12 protein-coding genes are annotated in these 19,311 nt (G+C 72.2%); 7 read left to right on the top strand and 5 right to left on the bottom strand.

What is annotated here, in order from left to right; translation table 11 throughout:
• Window positions 1-513, bottom strand: a 513-nt coding sequence (locus tag NH2_RS27090) for an IniB N-terminal domain-containing protein (protein ID WP_218021751.1), incomplete at its 3' end; no start/stop codon positions are given.
• Window positions 514-788: 275 nt separating this feature from the next.
• Here NH2_RS27090 and NH2_RS30265 point away from each other — a divergent pair.
• The 5 genes from NH2_RS30265 (at window position 789) to NH2_RS27065 (ending at window position 9,500) form a co-directional block, all read left to right on the top strand.
• Window positions 789-2,558: an Hsp70 family protein gene (locus tag NH2_RS30265; RefSeq protein WP_067660525.1), complete on the top strand. Its 1,770-nt coding sequence runs from the start codon at window positions 789-791 to the stop codon at window positions 2,556-2,558.
• Window positions 2,551-5,292 carry a LuxR C-terminal-related transcriptional regulator gene (locus NH2_RS27080; RefSeq protein WP_067660539.1) on the top strand — a complete coding sequence of 914 codons (2,742 nt, stop codon included), beginning with the start codon at window positions 2,551-2,553 and terminating at the stop codon, window positions 5,290-5,292. The genes NH2_RS30265 and NH2_RS27080 overlap by 8 nt, the downstream gene beginning before the upstream one ends.
• 51 nt (window positions 5,293-5,343) lie before the next feature.
• The gene (locus tag NH2_RS27075) at window positions 5,344-6,504 is read left to right on the top strand and encodes a hypothetical protein (protein WP_067660522.1); all 1,161 of its coding nucleotides are present in this window, start codon (window positions 5,344-5,346) and stop codon (window positions 6,502-6,504) included.
• 198 nt (window positions 6,505-6,702) lie between these two features.
• On the top strand, window positions 6,703-8,058 hold the full coding sequence (locus tag NH2_RS27070; RefSeq protein ID WP_067660518.1) for a S1 family peptidase: 1,356 nt from the start codon (window positions 6,703-6,705) through the stop codon (window positions 8,056-8,058).
• 173 nt (window positions 8,059-8,231) lie between these two features.
• Entirely contained in the window at window positions 8,232-9,500 is a 1,269-nt protein-coding gene (locus NH2_RS27065; protein ID WP_157103997.1) for a S1 family peptidase, read from the top strand.
• 310 nt (window positions 9,501-9,810) lie between these two features.
• Here the strand turns inward: NH2_RS27065 and NH2_RS27060 are convergent, their stop codons facing one another.
• Window positions 9,811-10,542: a DUF8020 domain-containing protein gene (locus NH2_RS27060; RefSeq protein WP_067660512.1), complete on the bottom strand. Its 732-nt coding sequence runs from the start codon at window positions 10,540-10,542 to the stop codon at window positions 9,811-9,813.
• 472 nt (window positions 10,543-11,014) lie between these two features.
• On the opposite strand from NH2_RS27060, the gene NH2_RS27055 reads away from it, so the two are divergent.
• The gene (locus tag NH2_RS27055) at window positions 11,015-14,608 is read left to right on the top strand and encodes a (Fe-S)-binding protein (RefSeq protein WP_067660509.1); all 3,594 of its coding nucleotides are present in this window, start codon (window positions 11,015-11,017) and stop codon (window positions 14,606-14,608) included.
• A 70-nt stretch (window positions 14,609-14,678) separates the two neighbouring features.
• On the opposite strand, the gene NH2_RS27050 is transcribed toward NH2_RS27055, so the two are convergent.
• From NH2_RS27050 to NH2_RS27040, 3 genes are all read right to left on the bottom strand, one after another.
• Entirely contained in the window at window positions 14,679-15,896 is a 1,218-nt protein-coding gene (locus NH2_RS27050; RefSeq protein ID WP_084505938.1) for an acyl-CoA dehydrogenase family protein, read from the bottom strand.
• Window positions 15,896-17,125: an acyl-CoA dehydrogenase family protein gene (locus tag NH2_RS27045; protein WP_067660505.1), complete on the bottom strand. Its 1,230-nt coding sequence runs from the start codon at window positions 17,123-17,125 to the stop codon at window positions 15,896-15,898. Before NH2_RS27045 ends, NH2_RS27050 begins: the two co-directional genes overlap by 1 nt.
• A gap of 78 nt (window positions 17,126-17,203) precedes the next feature.
• Window positions 17,204-17,707: a YdcF family protein gene (locus NH2_RS27040; protein ID WP_067660537.1), complete on the bottom strand. Its 504-nt coding sequence runs from the start codon at window positions 17,705-17,707 to the stop codon at window positions 17,204-17,206.
• A 187-nt stretch (window positions 17,708-17,894) separates the two neighbouring features.
• On the opposite strand from NH2_RS27040, the gene NH2_RS27035 reads away from it, so the two are divergent.
• On the top strand, window positions 17,895-19,217 hold the full coding sequence (locus NH2_RS27035; protein WP_067660499.1) for a UDP-glucose dehydrogenase family protein: 1,323 nt from the start codon (window positions 17,895-17,897) through the stop codon (window positions 19,215-19,217).
• Window positions 19,218-19,311: the final 94 nt, after the last annotated feature.

The raw sequence follows: 19,311 nt of genomic DNA, 5'->3' as shown, positions 1-19,311 counted from the left end.
GACGGCCCCGCCGAGACCGGCACCGAGACCAGCGGCGGCGTCAACGGCTCCGCCCAGCCCGGCACCGAGACCAGCGGCGGCATCAATGGCCCCACCCAGCCCGGCACCGAGTCCGGCGGCAACATCGACAGCCCCGTTCAAAGCCCCGCCGAGCCCGGCGCCCAAATCCACCCCGGCATCAACAGCCCCACCCAGCCCGAGATCGATATCCGTATCCACCGACCCGGCGAGCCCCAGATCCGCAACCGCCCCGATGGCGGCCGACCCCGCCGCCCCGATCACAGCGGCAGCAGCCGCCTGCGCCCCGGCCGCGACGATGGCCGACAACTGCGACCCGCCCGCGACGAACGCCGACTCCGCCACCATGGGCGCGACGGCGGCGATGTCCTCCGGACTCACGTCGGAGAGCCCGGCCGCGGCCAGCGCCCCGGTCGGGTTGTTGCAGTACCCCACCGCGGCTTCACGATCACGCAGCAGGTCGAGGATGAACTCGAGGATGGCGTTCGGGGTCATGGGTTCGTCTCCTGGTTTCGGCGGGGCCGAGCGGCCCGCTGCAGTCGGAATGACTTTCACGCTAGGAGCGCGGGGCGTTACGCCGAAACGGGGCGCACCCCCAATGCTCGCGGGGGCATTCCGTTAGGGGTTCGAAGCGCATTAGGGGAATTTCCCCGAACCTGCCCGGAATCGGTAACGGCGCTCCCCCAGCAACCGACAGAGCTGGTGCGCCGGGTGCGCACGCAGTAGGGCAGCGACACATCGGACCAACAGTTCTCGAACGGGGTTCTCGAATGACACAGCGTCTGGCGCTCGGCATCACCGTCGGTGCGTACCGGTCGGCCGTCGCGGCCACCGCCGCCGACGATCGCGACGGCGAATCCGCCAGGGTCACGGCGCACCCGAGCGTGCTCCGGCTGACGGCGGACGCCGCGCCCGCCTTCGGCACCGCGGCGAAGCCGGGCGGGCGGCACGCAGGCGACACCGTGCTCGAGGGCTTCCTCGCCCGCGTCGGCGACCCGGTCGCCATGCTGGCCGAGGACGGATCCGAGCACGTCGCGGAGGATCTGGTCGCGACATCGGTGGCCTGCCTGATCGAGGAGGCGGCGGGCTACTCCGACCCGGTGACGGTCGCCTGCCACCCGGCCTGGTGGTCGAGACACATGGTCGAGGCGCAGCGCGACGCGCTGGCGCGGGCGGGGCTGGACGACGTCACCCTCGTCCCCGAGCCCGCCGCCGTGCTCCGGCTGCTCGACACCGTCCACACCCCGCGCGAGGACGGCGCCGTCGTGGTCTACGACCTCGGCGCCACCGGCCTCACCGTCTCGGTGCTGCGCACCGGCACGCAGTCCGGAATGCTCGCCGCCCCGGTGCGCAGCACCGAGGTGGCCGGCGCCGAATTCGATCTGCTCACCATGCGTTACGTGCTGGCAAATGCGATGGGTGAAAACGATTTCGACCCCTTCGACCCGGTGGTGGAACGGGAATTGTCGGCGCTGCGCGAGCGGTGCCGGAAAGCGAAGGAAGTGCTTTCCCGCGACACCGCCACCGTGGTCGAGGTCCGGCTGGACCCGGCGGCCGGGCCGCAGCGGATCCGGCTGGTCCGCGGCGAGGTCGAGGACCTGCTGCGCGCCCCGCTGCTGACCTCCGCCGAACTGGTGCGCGACGCGCTGCACCGGGCCGGGGTCGAGCTCGGTGACGTCCGCCGGATCGTGCTCACCGGCGGCGGCGGCGCGATTCCGCTGGTCACCGAGGTGCTCTCGTCCGAGTTCGGGCTGCCGGTGGCGGCCGCGGGCGACCCGGAGAACGCCGCGGCCCTCGGCGCCGCGCTGCTCGCCGCCGATCTGGCCGGCTCCACGGTGCAGAACACCCCCGCGGTCGCCGCCGACGACACCGAGACCACCGCCATCCCGGCGCTACTCCCCGATCTACCGGACCCGCCGCAACCGCGCGGCCGGTTCACCGGACGCCAGCGCGCCGGCATCGTGGCAGGCGCGGTGACCGCGCTCGCCCTGCTCGCCACCGGCACGCTCGCGCTGGGCACCGGCACCTTCGGCGGCGGCGATGCCACCGCCCCCAGCACGGTGCACAGCCCGGCCGAGGCGGTCGGCGTCCCGGCCACCGAAGCCCCGGCCCCCGGCGCCATCCCGGTCGACGCCACCGGCCAGCCGGTGACCGCCGCCCCCGGCACCGTCCCGAACAACGGCAACCCGGCCGCCCCCGGCACCGCCGCGAACGGCGGCAGCCCCGCTCCGGGCACCCCCGCCGCGCCCGACGGCAGGCCGACCCAGCAGGCAGGGAGCCCGGCCCCCGCCCAGCCCGCACCCCAGCAGGCCCCGGCCCAGAACAACGGCGGCGCCCCCCAGCCCCCCGCGAACAGCGGCGGCGGCGCACCCCCGCAGACCGTGGTGATCCAGCCCCCCACCGTGCCGAGCGTGAGCGTGCCGACCGGCGTGCTCAGCGACACCGTCGACGGCCTCGGCGACGCGGTCGGCGGCGCGGGTGACGCGGTGGGCGGCGTGGTCGGCGGCGTCGGCGACGTGCTCGGAGGCTCCGGTGGCTGAGGCTGCCTTCGACACCCTCCCGATCGCGCGCGAGATCCTCAGGGAACTCGAGGCCGGCTCCGCGGAGCCGACGGTCTACCTGGTCCGCGGCCGCTCGGGCACCGGCAAGTCCACGCTGCTCGCCGCCATCAGGGCGCAGCTGCGCGCGGCCGGGATCCCGGCGCGCGACACCGTCTCCGGCACGGCCAGGCCCGCGCACCCGGCGGGCCGCCCGGCTCCGGCGCGCGCTGCCGTCCCCGCGCCGAACCGCGTTCCTCCGCAGGGCCGCCCCGCGCCCCGGCTGCCGGTCCCGAGCAGGCAACTGCCGCCGCGCCGCCCCGGCTCCCCCGCGGTGGTCGGCGCCGCCCGGCCGCAGCAGCAGCGCGAGGCCGCGCTGGTGATCGACAATGCGCACACCCTCGGCGATGCCGAGCTGCTCGCGCTCTGCCGGGCGATCGACGTCGGGCAGCGCACCGTGGTGATCGCGGCCCAGCCGCGCCCCCACGACCCGAGGCTGCGCCGGCTCGCCGACACCGTGGCCAGGCGCGGCCGGGTGGTGGAGCTGCGCGCGCTCGGCGCGGCCGAGATCGTGCCGTTCGCCCGCGAGCTCGGCATGGTGGTGCCGCGCTCGGTGGCCCAGTACATCCACCAGCTGACCGCGGGGAACCGCGGCGGCGTCGTCGCGGCGCTCACCGCCGCCAGCTCGGCCCGGCTGGACGCGGGGATCGCCACCGTGGACGCGGCGGTCACCGAGTGGGCGCGCGGGCTGCTCGGCGCGGTCGAGCCGGACCTGCTGGAGACGCTCGCGGTGGCAACCACCGGTACCGGGCTCGACTCCAGCGAGCTGGTCGACGTGCTCGGCGTCCCGGCGGGCGCGGCCGACGCGCTGATCGACCGGGCCAGGGCCAGCGCCCTCGTCACCGATGCCGACCTGCTGCTCGACCCGGCCATCGCGCCGCTGCGCACGCTGCTCGGCGACCGCCGCTTCGTCGCGGTGCAGCGCAGGCTGCTCTCCGCGCGGCTGGACGCCGGGCTGCTGCGCGACCACACCGCGCTGCTGCTCGCCGAGTCCGGCGTGCGCGATCCCCGGCTCGCCGAGTTCCTGTGCCACGCCGCCGAGAAGGCGGGCGCGGAGGCGGTCCGCTACTACCGCGCGGCCGTTGCCGCGGGCACCGACCCGGACACCGTCGCGCTGCCGTGGGCCCAGGCCGCGCTGCGCGTCGGCGACGGCGAGGCCGCGCTGCGGCTGGCCGAGCCGGTGCTGGCCCGGCTCGGCGGCGCCGACCCAGCCGCGCTCGACCCCGCCGCCACCGCTCCCGACCTCGCCACCGCCGTCCGGATCTGCGCGACGGTGCTGGTCCGCCGCGGCCGCACCGCGCGCGCCGCGCAGCTCTACAGCTGGCTCGGCCCGCACCGGGCGGGCGCGGACTGGGCCACCGGCGCCGCCGTGCAGTACCTCGCGGGCGACGCCGCCGGAGCGGCCACCATGTCGGCCTCGGCCAGGCAGTGGCCGCCGACCGAGGCCAACGCGCACGCCCGCCGGATCGTCGAGGCGCTGGAGCGCACCGTCGCCCCACGCCCCGACCCCACCGGGCGGGGCCGGATGGCGCTGCTGGAGGACGGCGAGGCGGGCACCGCCGCCGCGGTCTCCGGGCTGATCGGGGTCGCGCACGCGGCCGCGGCCACCGAGCGGCTGCTGCCCTGCGCCGCGACCACCATCGCCACCCTGCTCTGCCTGAGCATCGGCGAGCCGCGGCGCGCCATCGACGCGCTGCGCCGGGCCGAGGCCGACGGCAACGCGGGCGCGCAGCCCGGCGTGCTCGCGGCCTGGGCGGCCATGCTCGGCGGCGACGAGCGCACCGCCGCCGACCGGGTCGCCGCCTTCGACCACGCCGCCCTCGAGCCGAGGGACCGGCTGCTCGCGCACGGCGTCGCGATCGGGCTGGCCCGCCGCTCCGGCGACCACACCGCGCTCACCCTGGCCTGGGAGGCCGCGGTCGCGCTCTTCGACGAGGTCGACGCCGACCTGCTGACGCTGCTGCCGATCGGCGAGCTCTGGCTGGCCGGGATCCGGCTCCGCGACGAGCGCCGGATCGCCCCGCTGGTGGCCGCCGGGTACGGCGTGCTCCGCCGCCTCGGCGAGCCGCCCGCCTGGGCCAATGCCTTCCACTGGTACGGCGTGCAGGCCGCGCTGGCGCAGCAGCGCCCCGACGACCTGCTGCCGCACGCCGGGCAGCTCAGGGCGGCGGCCGAGGCGGGCGACCGGCACGCCGCGGTGCTCGCGCAGGCGGGCCGCACCTGGGTGCTCGTGCTGCGCGGCGAGGCGGCCGCCCCCGAAGTGGAGGCCGCGGTCGCGCAGCTGGCCGCGCTCGGCCTCACCTGGGACGCCGCCCGGCTGGCCAGCGAGGCCGCGCTCGCCGCGAGCGACCCGGCCGCCGCGACCGCGCTGCTCAAGCTGGCCCGCACGGTCCGCGCCGACGCGCGGCCCGCCGACACCGCACCCCGCCCGCGCACCCCGGCCGCGCACCCGGCGCCGGGCGCCGACCCGGCGGCCGTGCTCAGCGAGCGCGAACGCGAGGTCGCGGAGCTGGTGCTGCTCGGGCTGACCTACCGGGAGATCGGCGCGCGGCTCTACATCTCGGCGAAAACGGTGGAGCACCACGTCGCCCGGATCCGGCGTCGAATCGGTGCCCAGTCCCGTTCGGAGTTATTGTCGATGCTCCGCGCCATGGGACACGGCTCGCTGCTGGTGTGACGCCTGGTCGGGAGCAACCTGTCCGGGTGGACGTCGAAGCGAGGTAACAGGATGGCCACTGGTGTGGGCCTGCGCATTGCCGACGACGAGTGCGTCGCGGCGATCGCGACCGACAGCGGGGCGGAGGGGGATCTCCCGGAGGGCGAGCCGCACTACATCGTCCGCACCTGCGTGCTGCACATGTCGGACGACGGCGACGCCGCGCTCGGCGGCGAGCCGCCGGACGGCTACACGCACTCGATCCGGCACTTCGTCGGCGCCATCGGCGACCCGAACGGGGTCACGGTGGACGACGGCGAGGCGTACCGGGCCGAGGATCTGGTCGCGACCGCGCTGTTCTGCCTGATCAACCTCTCGGCCGACTACCTGGTCGGCCCGGCCGAGTTCTACGCCACGCACCCGAACAGCTGGCCACCCGAGCACGTGCGGGGGCTGCGCGAGGCGCTGGACTACCTCGGGCTGCGCTCGGTGGTGCTGGTCGACGAGGCCGACCTGCCGCCCGCCGCCGGAATGGACCGCGGCCGCATCCTGGCCCACCACGCGGCCCGCTCGGCGCTGGCCGCGGTGCTCGCCACCCCGGCGGGCACCACCCCGCCCGATCCCTCGCAGCCGGCGGAGCACGCGCTCGAGGTCACCGACGTCATCCCGAGCCTGGAGGCCGCGGGCGCACGACCGCAGGCGTACTCGGCCGCCATGCCCGCCGCCGAGCCGGTGCCCGCCGAGCCCGCCGACGCCGCCGAGCAGCATGCGACGGCGGCCCCGGCGACCGTGCCGCCGTCCAAACCGGAGCGCCGCAACCGCAATCGGATCGTGCTGCTGATCGCCGCCGCGGTGGCGCTCGGCACCGTGCTCGGCGGCATCGGCATGGCGTTGATCTTCCGCGAATCGGCGGACCCGACGATGTCGCCGCCGCCGGACGCCCAGTCGTCGCTGCCGCCGGTCACCTCGACCGCGGTGCCACCGCCGCCGCTGCCGCCCAGCGCCGAGCCGCCGGTCGTGATCCTCACGACGACCACCGAGCCCGAGCCCGCCCCCGAGCCGCCCCCACCCCCGCCGACCAGTGCGGAGCCGACGACCGCGGCGCCGACCACCACCCGCACCACCACCCGGCGGACCACCACGACCAGAGCGCCGTGGCAGCAGCCGTGGCAGCAGCCGTGGCCGCCGACCTATCCGCCGGGATTCCCGACCTGGACTCTGCCGGGTTACTGACGAACGGACCGGCCACCCGGTTCGCCGGGATAGATCATTCCGCTCGCCGATTGCCCACGACCTATGAGCATTCGTGCCCTAGAGTGTTGCGCTGACCGGACTTTCCCCACCGGGAGGTCCGCTGAACGATGATCTTCGTGGGTGCGGTACACCTGCCCCCACTGATGGCTGGCACGTCGGTGCCGACGAAGGGACTCCATGCGCAAGCTGGTGGCGCGTCGCGCCGCGGTCAGGGCAGCCGGCATCGCCGCCGCGACGACCGTCATTCTCGCTCCCCTGCTCTGCTCCGGCGCCGCCACCGCGGCACCGGAACAGCTCGCCGCCGACGCGCTCCCCGCCGAACTGGTCGAGGCCATCGCGCGGGATCTGCAGCTCACCCCCACCGAGTACCTGGACCGCGCCGCGCGCGCCCAGGAGCTGCGCAGCTACGCCAGCGGCTTCCGCGCCGAGCGCCCCGGTGACTTCGCCGGCGCCTGGATCGGCCAGGACGGCAGGCCGGTGGTCGCGGTGACCTCCCCCGAGGCCGCGCAGATCGCCACCGCCGACGGCTACCAGACCCGGCTGGCCCCGGTGAACGCCGACGGCCTCGAGGGCTCGCTGCAGCAGCTCGGCCAGTGGATCAACGCGCTGCCCAAGGAGGTGTCGCAGGCCATCCAGTCGGTCGCGGTCGACTTCCTGAACAGCCAGCTGGTGGTCAGCGTCGCCAACACCCCCACCGGGCACATGCTCAATATCCCCACCCTGATCGCCAACGTGAAGGTCATCCTGAGCCCGGGCGGCGGCGGCCCGGTGGAGCGCAGGCCGATGGCGGGCGACACCTACATCACCTCGAACCTCTCGCTGCACGACAGCAACCTGCAGGGCGTCGACGTCTGCTCGTTCGGCTTCAACAGCGTGGACGCCGCCGGCCGGGCGCTGAATATCAGCGCCGGGCACTGCGACCCCAATCTGGGCCAGGGCGACCAGCGCGCCACCGTGTACCAGCCGAACGTCAGGGACATCCCGAACAGCCCCGCGCTCGGCTCCTTCACCCAGGCCAACCTGGGCGGCCCCAGCGGCCTCGACTTCTCGCTCATCGAGCTGAACGAGCACGCCGTCGGGCTCGGCATGGACCAGCCGTCGGTGCGCGGCTCCAACGGCACCACGCTGCACATCACCGGCACCGCCGAGCCGATCACCGGCGCGCCGATCTGCAAGTCCGGGCAGTCCTCCACCTTCACCTGCGGCTACGTCGTTGCGGACCGGGTGGAGACCCAGCTCTACACCGCGGAGGGGGAGAGCCGCACCATCCGCGGCTTCGCCAGCTCCGCCTGCACCCTCGGGGGCGACAGCGGCGGGGCGATCGTCTCCGGCACGCTCGCCCTCGGCATCACCAGCGGGTCGAACGCGGCCGACGCACCGAGCTGCGACGAGGCCAATGTGGCGCTCGCGCAGTACGGCGGCACGGCGACCCTCGGCATTCCGATCCGGCCCATCCTGGCCGAGATCGACGCCACCTCCGGCGGTGGCGCCGGCTCCGGGATCACCGTCCGGACCAAGCCGGTCACCAGCTGAAATCGGCAAACCGCCGGTGATCGCCGACACACGCCGGATCTGTCCGAATCGCAGCCACGCAGCACAGGGGACGAGTAGTGATAGCGGACCGCACACCATATAGTCTGGGCATGCTTCTGCCACGTAACGGCCGCCGGCGGCCCGCCGCCCGCTCAGGCACATTCCGAAAGACCGTGATCGCAGCCTCGGCGGCGGTCCTGCTGTTCGGCCCCACCGCGGCAGTCGCCTCCGCAGACCCGGCCGCGGACACCGGTGCGCTGCCGGCCGATCTGGTCGCCGCCGTGCAGCGCGACCTGAAGATCTCCGCGGACGAGTACCTGAACCGCGCCGACGTCGCGCAGCAGGTCGCGGCCTTCGCCACCAATGCCCAGCGGCAGTTCCCGCAGGTGTTCGGCGGCGCCTGGCTGGACGAGGCGGGCCGCGCGGTGGTCGCGCTCGCCCAGGGCCCCGGCGCCGACGAGGCCAGGCAGGCCGCCGAGTCCGCGGGGTTCGAGGTGCGCAATGTCGCCAAGAGCGAGGCCGCGCTGCGCGGCGAGAAGAGCGCCTTCGAGCGCTGGCTGGACGGCCAGCCCGCGGTGATCGCGAACCTGGTGCGCGGCGTCGTCATCGACACCGTGAACAACAGCATCGCGGTCCGGGTGGACCAGGTCGGGCTGCCCATGCCGAGCTTCATCGATCCCTCCCGGGTGATCGTCATGGCCCCGCCGATCGCGGGCGAGCAGGCGCCGATGCCGCAGGCGACCGAGATCGCCGAGGCCGACGGCCAGCTGGCGGCCGGTGACGGCTACGCCTCGGTGGCGGGCGACGTCTCGCTGCGCTGCTCGCTCGGGTTCAACGGCACCGACCGCAACGGCAACGTCGTGAACATCAGCGCGGGCCACTGCAACCCCGACATCCCCTCCGCGGGCACCGGCAACGCGGCGGGCGTCTACGAGGTGGCCCGCGGCGACCGCCTCGGCGCGCAACTCGGCAGCTTCGCCAAGTCGGTCCTCGGCAACCAGGACTACTCGATCATCCGGATCGACGACCAGGCGGCCGGGCGCTTCGCCAACAACACCGTGCGCGCGGGCGGCGCCGCCCCGATCGCCATCGAGGGCGTGGCCAGCCCGGTCGTCGGCGCCCCCGTCTGCAAGTCCGGTTCGCGCACCGGCTTCAGCTGCGGCGTGGTGAACGCCATCGACCAGACCGTCCAGGTCGGCGACCGGGAACTCACCCAGAGCTTCTCCGCCACCATCTGCGCGCTGCCGGGCGATTCCGGCGGCCCGCTGGTCTCCGGCCGGATGGCGCTCGGCATCTCCAGCGCCTCGTCGGTCGCCGATTACCCGGTGTGCGAGATCCCCAACCTGATCGGCGCGCTCACCGGCAATGTGCCGCAGCTCTTCGCGCAGCCCGTGAGCGTCGTGCTCTCGGACAACCCCGGGCTCCGGGTGCGTACCGGCTAGCAGTTACCGGGCAGGAGCAGAGAAGGCCGGGAGCGGTTGCGCTCCCGGCCTTCTCGCTGTCTCAGAGCCGGTGGGTATGGCCGAAACCGCCGCGATGCGACTCGGCGCAAAACGTCACTGTGCGACTGTGGTTTCCGCTCCGCTACCGCCGGGGCCGGAGGATTTCCGGGGCGCTGAGCGCCACGCTCGCGCATCGGAGCGCCGACCGCAGGGTCCCGGTACCCCTCGGCGCGGAGAGCGCCGCACAGCGCGGGAACACGAAACGGCCCGGACCTCGAACGAGGTCCGGGCCCTCCCGGAATCGACGTGCTTACTTGGGCTGGTCGGCCGGCTTCGGCTTGTCGGCCCACTTGGTGGTGCCTTCGGGCGCGGCGATGGTGTTCACCAGGTCGATGCCCGCGATAGCGAGCGCGGGGCCGCCGATGGCGATGGTGCCGAGGATGCCGCCGATGCCCGCACCCGCGATAGCGGCCGGGATGCAGCCGACACCGAAGAGCGGGAGCCCGAGGATGCAGCCGGTCACGCCGCCCGCGATGGCGCCGATGGCGGTGCCGAGGAAGCTGCCGACCGCGGTCGCGATGCCGAACTGGCTGGCGAACTCGTTCTGCGCCCGCTGGTTCTCGATCGGCGAGGCGATCGGCTTGACGTTCACGTTGACCGTGTTCGCCTTCTCCTCGGGCAGCGCCGGCTGCACCTCCGGGGTCAGCTCGAGGACCTTGCCGTCCTCCTTGACCACGGGCTTCACCGGGACCGAGATGTCACCGAGGGAGAAGTCGACCGGCAGCGTCATGACGACGTTGCCCGCGCCGTCCTTGACGTTGTAGTACTCGACCTCGTCGGTGCCGTTGGTCTCCTTGGTGAGCTCGAAGGTGCCGCCCTTGAGCGTGGTGACGACCGTCTTGTCGATCAGCTTCACCGAGTAGTTGATCGGGTCCGCCGCAGGATCGGCAGCCGGTGCGGGGTTCGCGTACGCAGTGCCCGCCCCCACGGTCAGCGCGCCGATGACCAGCGCGGCAGCCGCGGCGGTTCTCCGGAGATTCAATGCAGTGTCCAATCCATTCTCAGGGGATGTTCGCGGCCCGCTCTCTCCATACGCGAGAGCTCGTCATCCCGGAGCACAGGCGACCCGGGACCTCCCCGAGCGGTGTGGAAATCGGGCACGGCGAACAGAACGTCGTGAGCCTAATGGAACGGACCCCGGGATGCGAGATTCCTTACTATTGCTAGCCAGTTAGCGTGCCCTTATCGAGCTGGGCCCTCGCCACTGCATTTACCGTGATCATTGCCCCGCCGCGGGGTGGGCGCGCAGAATTTCCCGTGACGTTCATCACAGGCATTTTTCCGGTCAAGCCCCAGTAAGACGGGGCAAACAGCCGGAGGACGATCGTACGATGGACAGGGTAAGTTACTGGTGGGTAACTTACCCCGGGTTAGGATACGAGCCATTCGAGCACCGGCCGGTTTCCGCGCCCGGCTCGACCCTGCTCGTGTTGCTTCTAAAGAAAGGTCGCGACATGAATGCCCTGACAGTGACGCTGGGCACGATTGGAGCGGCGCTCAGCCTGCTGTGCTGGGCGTCGTTCTTCGGCGGCGTCCGGGACATCGTCCGCGCCATCATGATCGGCCAGCCCGCCCCCGATCGCTGGCGGCCGTTCTTCCCGCGCTTCAAGCAGATGGTGATCGAGTTCCTGGCGCACACCAGGATGAACAAGTTCCGCACCGTCGGCTGGGCGCACTGGCTGGTGATGATCGGCTTCATGGGCGGCGCCATCCTGTGGTTCGAGGCGTACGGGCAGACCTTCGACCCGGCATTCCACTGGCCGATCATCGGCAATACCGCCGCCTATCACCTGTGGGACGAGATCCTCGGCATCGGCACCATCGTCGGCATCGTGACGCTGATCGTCATCCGGCAGCTGAACCACCCGCGCGTGCCCGACCGGCTCTCCCGCTTCAGCGGCTCGAAGTTCGGCCCCGCCTACGTCATCGAGGCCATCGTGCTGCTCGAGGGGCTCGGCATGGTGATGGTCAAGGCGGGCAAGATCGCGACCTACGGCCACGCCAACGCCTACACCGACTTCTTCACCATGCAGGTGGCCAAGCTGCTGCCCGCCAGCCCGACCATGGTGTCGATCTTCGCCTTCATCAAGCTGATGTCCGGCATGGCCTTCCTGTACTTCGTCGGCCGCAACATCACCTGGGGCGTCGCCTGGCACCGCTTCTCCGCCTTCTTCAATATCTACTTCAAGCGCGAGAACGACGGCGGCGTCGCGCTCGGCGCGGCCAAGCCGATGATGTCCAAGGGCCGTGCCCTCGACATGGAGAACGTCGACCCCGACACCGACACCCTCGGCGCGGGCCGGATCGAGGACTTCTCCTGGAAGGGCTGGCTGGACTTCACCACCTGCACCGAGTGCGGCCGCTGCCAGAGCCAGTGCCCGGCCTGGAACACCGGCAAGCCGCTCTCGCCCAAGCTGCTCATCATGTCGCTGCGCGACCACGGCAAGGCGGTGGCGCCGTACCTGCTGGCAGGCGGGCGCAAGGATCCCGGCGGCGACGAGGTCGGGCTGGTCGACGCCGACGGCAAGCCGGACGAGGCCGCGCTGGCGCGCATCTCGGACGCCGCCAAGGCCGAGGCCGAGCGGCCGCTGATCGGCGATCACGAGGCAGGCGGCATCATCGACCCCGAGGTGCTGTGGTCCTGCACCACCTGCGGCGCCTGCGTCGAGCAGTGCCCGGTGGATATCGAGCACGTCGACCACATCATCGACATGCGCCGCTACCAGGTGCTGATCGAGTCGGAGTTCCCCTCCGAGCTGGCCGGGCTCTTCAAGAACCTGGAGAACAAGGGCAACCCCTGGGGCCAGAACGCCAAGGACCGGCTCAACTGGATCAACGAGCTGGACTTCGACGTCCCGGTCTACGGCAAGGACGCCGAGAGCTTCGACGGCTACGAGTACCTGTTCTGGGTCGGCTGCGCAGGCGCCTACGAGGACCGGGCCAAGAAGACCACCAAGGCCGTCGCCGAGCTGCTCGCCACCGCGGGCGTCAAGTACATGGTGCTCGGCCAGGAGGAGACCTGCACCGGTGACTCCGCTCGCCGCGCGGGCAACGAGTTCCTCTTCCAGCAGCTCGCCATGCAGAACATCGAGACGCTGAACGCGGTCTTCGATGGCGTCGACGACCGCAAGAAGAAGATCGTCGTCACCTGCGCGCACTGCTTCAACGCCCTGAACAACGAGTACCCGCAGGTCGGCGGCTCGTACGAGGTGGTGCACCACACCCAGCTGCTGAACCGCCTGGTCCGGCAGAAGAAGCTGGTCCCGGTCGCGCCGGTGGCGCAGAACATCACCTACCACGACCCCTGCTACCTCGGGCGGCACAACAAGGTCTACAACGCGCCGCGCGAGCTCATGGCCGCCTCCGGCTCGACCCTGGTCGAGATGCCGAGGCACGGCGAGCGCTCCATGTGCTGCGGCGCCGGTGGCGCGCGCATGTGGATGGAGGAGCAGCTCGGCAAGCGGGTCAATATCGACCGGGTGGACGAGGCGCTCTCGACCTCGCCGACCAAGATCGCTACCGGATGCCCGTTCTGCCGGGTCATGCTGCACGACGGGGTGACCGCGCGGCAGGAGAGCGGGCAGGGCGAGGGTGTCGAGGTCATCGACGTCGCGCAGCTCATGCTCGATGCCATCGAGCGGGTCGATTCGGCGGTGCTCACCGAGAAGCTGACGGTTGTTCAGGAGCCGAAGGTCGAGGAGGAGCCGGTCGCCGAGCCGGAGCCCGTCGTCGCGGAGACCGAAGCCGAGCCGGAGGCCGAGCCCGCTGCTGCCAAGCCCGCCGGTGGCGGGCTGGCCATGAAGGGCGGCAAGGCGCCCGGTGGCAAAGGGCTTGCCATGAAGGGCCCGGCGAAGACGCCCGGGGCCAAGGCCGCGGCTCCTGCTGAAGCCACCGAAGCTCCCGCTGAGAAGAAGCCTGCGGCGAAGGCCGGTGGGCTCGCCATGAAGGGCGGCAAGGCGCCCGGCGGCAAGGGGCTCGCCATGAAGGGCCCGGCCAAGGCGCCCGGCGCCAAGGCAGCGGCTCCGGCCGATGCCTCGGATACGGATACCGCGACCGCTGAGTCGGCTGCCGAGGCTCCGGCCGCTGCTCCGGCGAAGCCGGTCAAGGGGCTGGCCATGAAGGGTGGTGGCAGGGCGCCCGGCAAGGGCGCGCCCAAGCCGCCCGGCAAGAAGGCCACGGCCGCCGCCGTGACTCCCGCGTCTTCCGAGGCCGACGCGACCCCTGCGTCTTCGGACGCTGTCGCGACCCCTGCGTCTTCGGACGCTGTCGCGACCTCTGCGTCTTCGACGGCGGAAGCGCCCTCCGCGGCACCCGCCGAGGCGACCGAGAGCAAGCCCACCGTCGCGGCCAAGGGCCTGGCTATGAAGTCCGGCTTCAAGAAGGCCGCGCCGAAGGCGCCGGGCGCACCCAAGCCGGGCGCACCCAAGCCGGGCGCCACCGAAACCCCGGCTCCCACCGAAACTTCGGCCGCGGCCGAAGCCTCGGCTCAGGCTGGCTCGCAGCCCCCGGCCGAATCGCAGGCGCCGGCCCAGGCCGATGCCACGGCGACGGCGGAATCCGAGGCTCCCGCTCCGGCGACCGAGAGCAAGCCGACGGTCGCCGCCAAGGGCCTGGCTATGAAGTCCGGCTTCAAGCGCCCCGGCCCCAAGGCCCCCGGCGCCCCCAAGCCGGCCGAGCCCAAGGCAGAGGACTCACCCGCCCCCGTGGCGGAAGAATCCGACGCCCCACAGGCCGAGGAAGCCCCGGCGTCGACGGCCTCCGAGTCCCCCACGCCGCAGGCTGCGGAGACTCCGGAGCCGCAGGCCGAGGAGACCCCCGCACCGCAGGCCGAGGAGACCCCCGCACCGCAGGCCGAGGAACCCTCCAGCTCGGAGCCGGAAACCGCCGAAACCGACACCGCCGAACCGGCGACCACGGCATCCGCCGAGTCCACGAACGGCGCCAACGGCCACAGCGGCAACGGCTCCACCGGCACACCCCCGCCGACCGCCAAGCCCGGCGGCCTCGGCTTCAAGTCCGGCGCCAAGTCCCCCGGCCGCAAGGGCTGACCCCCAACGCGAAAGGCGCCCGGATCACACGATCCGGGCGCCTTTTTCGTTCCCACTCGATCTGCCCGAGCTACCCCGATACACAATCTCCAACGGCACCCGCGCCGCAGGCTGCCTGCTCCGGGCTGGAGCAGTCCCGGACTGAGCGAGAGAGCTTCGCGTACCGCGCCAGATGCTCGTCCGCGGTCCCGAACTCCCGCTGAATAGCCGTGAGCCGCTTGAAGTAGTGCCCGATGGCCAGCTCCTCGGTCATCCCCATGGCCCCGTGCAACTGCACCGCGTTCTGCCCGATGAACCGCGCGGCACGCGCAATCGTCACCTTCGCGGCGGAGGCGGCACGAGCGCGCGCGGCCGGTTCGGCGTCGAGGGCGGCGGTGACCAGGTGCGAGGCGGCGATGGCCTGCTCCAGCTCCATGTACATATCGACCATGCGGTGCTGCAGCGCCTGGAAACTGCCGATCGGCACCCCGAACTGCTGCCGCTGCTTGGCGTACTCCACGGTGTCGGCGAGCACCTTGCCCATGGCCCCGACCGCCTCGGCGGAGACCGCGGCGATGGCACTGTCGATCGTCGGCGCGATCACCTCCCAGGCGGCGCCCTCGACGCCGAGCAGCGCGTTCGGCGGCAGCCGCAGCCCGGTGAAGGTGAGATCCGCGCCGACCCGGTCATCGATGGTGCGGTAGGAGTGCACCTCGACCCCGGCGGGCGGGTTCGCGGCGTCGAACTCCAGCAGGAAGAGCGAGATGCCGCGCTCGTCCCTGCGCTCGCCGGAGGTGCGGGCCGAGACGATCAGGTGGGTGGCGAGCGGCGCGCTGGTCACGACCACCTTGGCGCCGTCGAGCACCCAGTCCGCGCCGTCGCGGCGCGCGGTGGTGCCCACGTCGTGCAGCACGTGCCCGGCGGTCGCCTCGGTCGCCGCGAAGGCGATCCTGGCGTCACCGGAGACGATCTGGGTGAGCACCTCGTCGGCCCGGTCGCCACCGGCCCGGTCGAGCAGCCCGGCGCCGACCACCACGGTGTCCAGGAACGGCTCGACCACCAGCGCGCGGCCCAGCTCCTCGGCGATCACGCGCAGCTCGACCGCGCCGCCACCGGAGCCGTCCACCCGCTCCGGCAGCGTGGCGCCGAGAATGCCGAGTTCGTCGGCGAAGCCGCGCCAGACCGCGGGCTGCCAACCCAGATCGGACTTGGCCGCAACGCGGCTCTTCTCCAGGTCGTAGCGCGCACCGAGGTACGCGGCGAGCGCGGAGCGGAGCAGCTCCTGCTCCTCGGTCAGGGTGAAGTCCATCAGAGCCCCAATGCTGCTTTGGCGAGGATGTTTCGCTGAATTTCATTGCTGCCGGCGTAGATCGAGCCCGCGCGGTCGTTGAAGTAGCGCAGCGGCGCGACGGCCTGCCACTCGGCGCCGCTGTGGTAGCCGTCGGCGGGCGGGGTGTAGCCGGCGACCGGGCCGCCGGGCATGGCCGCGTGCGGCTGGTACACCCGGCCGCGCGGCCCGGCCGCCTCCAGCGCGAGCTCGGTGAGCTGCTGGCTCAGCTCGGTGCCGAGCACCTTGAGCATCGAGGAGGCCGGGCCGGGGTTCTTCCCCGCGGCCATGGCCGCGAGCGTCCGGTACTCCAGCACCTCGAGCACGTCGGTGCGGATCCGCACGTCGGCGAGCTTGGCGGCGAAGGCCGGGTCGTCGATGAGCGGGCGGCCGTCCGGGCCGGGCTGCTCGGCGGCGGCATCGGCCAGATCCTGCGCCAGCACCTGCAGCCACGGCGCCGCGGCCCCGCCGCGCTCGTGCACCAGCAGGTACTTGGCGACGGTCCAGCCCTCGTCGATCTTGCCGAGCACATTGCTCTTCGGCACCCGCACTCCGTCGAAGAAGACCTGGTTCTGCACCTCCTCACCGGAACTCATGACCAGTGGGCGGATCTCGATCCCCGGCTGGTTCATGTCGATCAGCACGAAGGTGATGCCCTCCTGCTTCTTCGTGCCGCGGGTGGTGCGCACCAGGCAGAAGATCCAGTTGGCCTCGGTGGCGTGCGTGGTCCAGATCTTGCTGCCGGTGCAGACGAAGTCCGCGCCGTCGTCGACCGCGGCCATGCGCAGCGACGCCAGGTCGGAGCCGGCCTCCGGCTCGGAGTAGCCCTGGCAGAAGAAGACCTCGCCGGTGAGGATGCGCGGGAGGAAGAACTCCTTCTGCTCCGGCGTGCCGAAGGCGATGATCGCGGGCGCCACCATCCGGATGCCCATGGGCGAGAGCGCGGGCGCGCCGGCCAGCGTGGACTCCCTGGCGAAGATGTGGTGCTGGGTCAGGCTCCAGTTCTGCCCGCCGTGCTCCACCGGCCAGTGCGGCGCCGCCCACCCCTTGCGGTGCAGGATGCGCTGCCACTCCATGCTCGCCTCGTGGTCCGGGTAGACGCTGGTCGCCAGCCTGCCCGCGCGCCGGATCTCCGGCGTCAGCTCGGCGTCGAGGAACGCCCGCACCTCGTCTCGGAAGGCCAGATCGGCCTCGGACCAGTCGTATTCCATCTGTCCTCCCGGAGGGTTGTCCTTTCCCGCACTCTAGAGCAAAACTGATGGCGTCCGCCAGCACATGTATTTCGCTGGTCAGCAGCCATGCAAGGTGAGTTCGGTGAACGCCTTCGCATACCCGGCCGACTGATAGAGGTAGTCCCAGGCGAAGCGGGCCGGGGAGAGCCGGGGCCGGGGGTCGGCGAAGAGCAGTTCGCCGGACCAGCACCGCCCGAGGATGTAGCGGGCGCGGGAGATGTGCGGGGTGAAGGTCACCACGATCACCCGGCGCCAGCCGCGCTCTTCGGCGAGCCGGGCCAGCTCCCGTCCCTCGCCACGGGTGGTGCGCGGGCTCGGGTCGAAGCAGCGGACCTCGAAGCTGTAGCCGCCGTGGCAGATGCGGTTCACGAGGGGGCTGCCGTCGTACGGGTCGGAGAGGAGGACGAGCGGGGCGTAGCCGTCGCGGGCCAGCCGCAGGGCCAGTTCCTCGCGGCCGTCGTGCGCGCCGCCGAGTACCAGGATGGCGTCGGCCGGGGCGGGTTGATCGCGCTGCGGGGTCACGTAGACGGGCCAGAGCGCGGCGACTACCACGGCGGTCATCACCCCGAGGAGCAGCGCCGCGCGACGGAACCCGGTCACCGCGCGATGCTAGCCCAGCGCCCAGCGCAGCGACCCGACCTGGGACAACGCACCACAAAACGCGACTTCTCCGCATGTACATCTACTGTTGCGTCCCCCCTTGCCTCACTGACGTGGCGCGGCCACAGTCGCGGCTTACCAATCGATCATGCGATGCACAGTCTTCGGAACCGGGTACCTGGGCGCTACGCATGCGGCGTGCATGGCCGAACTCGGGCACGACGTGATCGGCGTCGATGTCGACCCGGGCAAGGTCGCCAAACTCTCCGACGGTGTGACGCCGTTCTACGAACCCGGCCTGGAAGCGGTACTGCGCCGCAACCTCGACGCGGGCAGGCTGAAGTTCACCACCTCCTACGCCGAGGCCGCCGCGCACGCGGAGGTGCACTTCCTCGGCGTCGGCACCCCGCAGAAGAAGGGTGAGTACGCCGCCGACCTCGGTTACGTGCACGCCGTCGTCGACACCCTGGCCCCGCTGCTGGAGCGGCCGTCGGTGATCGTCGGCAAGTCGACGGTCCCGGTCGGCACCGCGGCCGCGCTCGGCGAGCGGGCCCGCGCGCTCGCCCCGGTCGACGTCGAGGTCGCCTGGAACCCGGAGTTCCTCCGCGAGGGCTTCGCCGTGAAGGACACCCTGCGCCCGGACCGCCTCGTCCTCGGTGTGGACCGCCAGCGCGACGCCTCCGCCTGGGTCGAACAGCAGGTCCGCGAACTCTACGCCGACCTCCTGCACGCCGAGGTCCCGTTCCTGCTGACCGATCTCGCCACCGCCGAACTGGTCAAGGTCTCCGCCAACGCCTTCCTGGCGACCAAGATCTCGTTCATCAACGCCGTCTCCGAGGTCTGCGACGCCACCGGCGCCGACGTCACCGTGCTCGCCGACGCCCTCGGCTACGACGAGCGCATCGGCCGCCGATTCCTCAATGCCGGACTCGGTTTCGGCGGCGGCTGCCTGCCCAAGGACATCCGCGCCTTCATGGCACGGGCCGGCGAACTCGGCGCCGGGCACGCCGTCGCCTTCCTCCGCGAGGTCGACAACATCAATATGCGCCGACGTAGCAAGGTCGTCGACATGGCCGCGCAGGCCTGCGGTGGCTCCCTGCTCGGCGCCAATGTCGCGGTGCTCGGCGCCGCCTTCAAGCCGGAATCCGACGACGTGCGCGATTCGCCCGCGCTGAACGTCGCCGGAATGATCCAGCTCAACGGCGCCGTGGTGACGGTCTACGACCCCAAGGCGCTGGAGAATTCGCGCCGCATCTTCCCCACCCTCAACTACGCCACCTCGGTGGTCGAGGCGTGCGAGCGCGCCGACGTGGTGCTGGTACTGACCGAATGGGACGAATTCACCGCGCTGCGTCCAGTTGACCTGGAACCGGTCGTGCGGGCCAAGCGCGTCATCGACGGGCGGAACTGCCTCGACCGTGACGTTTGGCGTCAGGCCGGATGGGTATACGCGGGACTCGGCACGTCGTAGAGTTGACGTCGGGCAGGAGCGACTGCCGGACGACCAGTCCTGCCGCCGGCAACGTCGGACGACGACGGTATGTTCGAAGTGAGCTTACCGTCGG

The organism is Nocardia harenae NBRC 108248 (assembly GCF_001612885.1).
GTDB lineage: Bacteria > Actinomycetota > Actinomycetes > Mycobacteriales > Mycobacteriaceae > Nocardia > Nocardia harenae.
Note: the sequence above shows the minus strand (reverse complement) of the source record. Positions and strands in the feature narration are given on the sequence as shown.

Coding starts and splice junctions, on each gene's coding strand:
- NH2_RS30265 (WP_067660525.1), top strand. CDS start 789: ATGACACAGCGTCTGGCGCTCGGCATCACCGTCGGTGCGTACCGGTCG.
- NH2_RS27075 (WP_067660522.1), top strand. CDS start 5,344: ATGGCCACTGGTGTGGGCCTGCGCATTGCCGACGACGAGTGCGTCGCG.
- NH2_RS27070 (WP_067660518.1), top strand. CDS start 6,703: ATGCGCAAGCTGGTGGCGCGTCGCGCCGCGGTCAGGGCAGCCGGCATC.
- NH2_RS27055 (WP_067660509.1), top strand. CDS start 11,015: ATGAATGCCCTGACAGTGACGCTGGGCACGATTGGAGCGGCGCTCAGC.
- NH2_RS27050 (WP_084505938.1), bottom strand. CDS start 15,896: ATGGACTTCACCCTGACCGAGGAGCAGGAGCTGCTCCGCTCCGCGCTC.
- NH2_RS27045 (WP_067660505.1), bottom strand. CDS start 17,125: ATGGAATACGACTGGTCCGAGGCCGATCTGGCCTTCCGAGACGAGGTG.
- NH2_RS27040 (WP_067660537.1), bottom strand. CDS start 17,707: ATGACCGCCGTGGTAGTCGCCGCGCTCTGGCCCGTCTACGTGACCCCG.
- NH2_RS27035 (WP_067660499.1), top strand. CDS start 17,895: ATGCGATGCACAGTCTTCGGAACCGGGTACCTGGGCGCTACGCATGCG.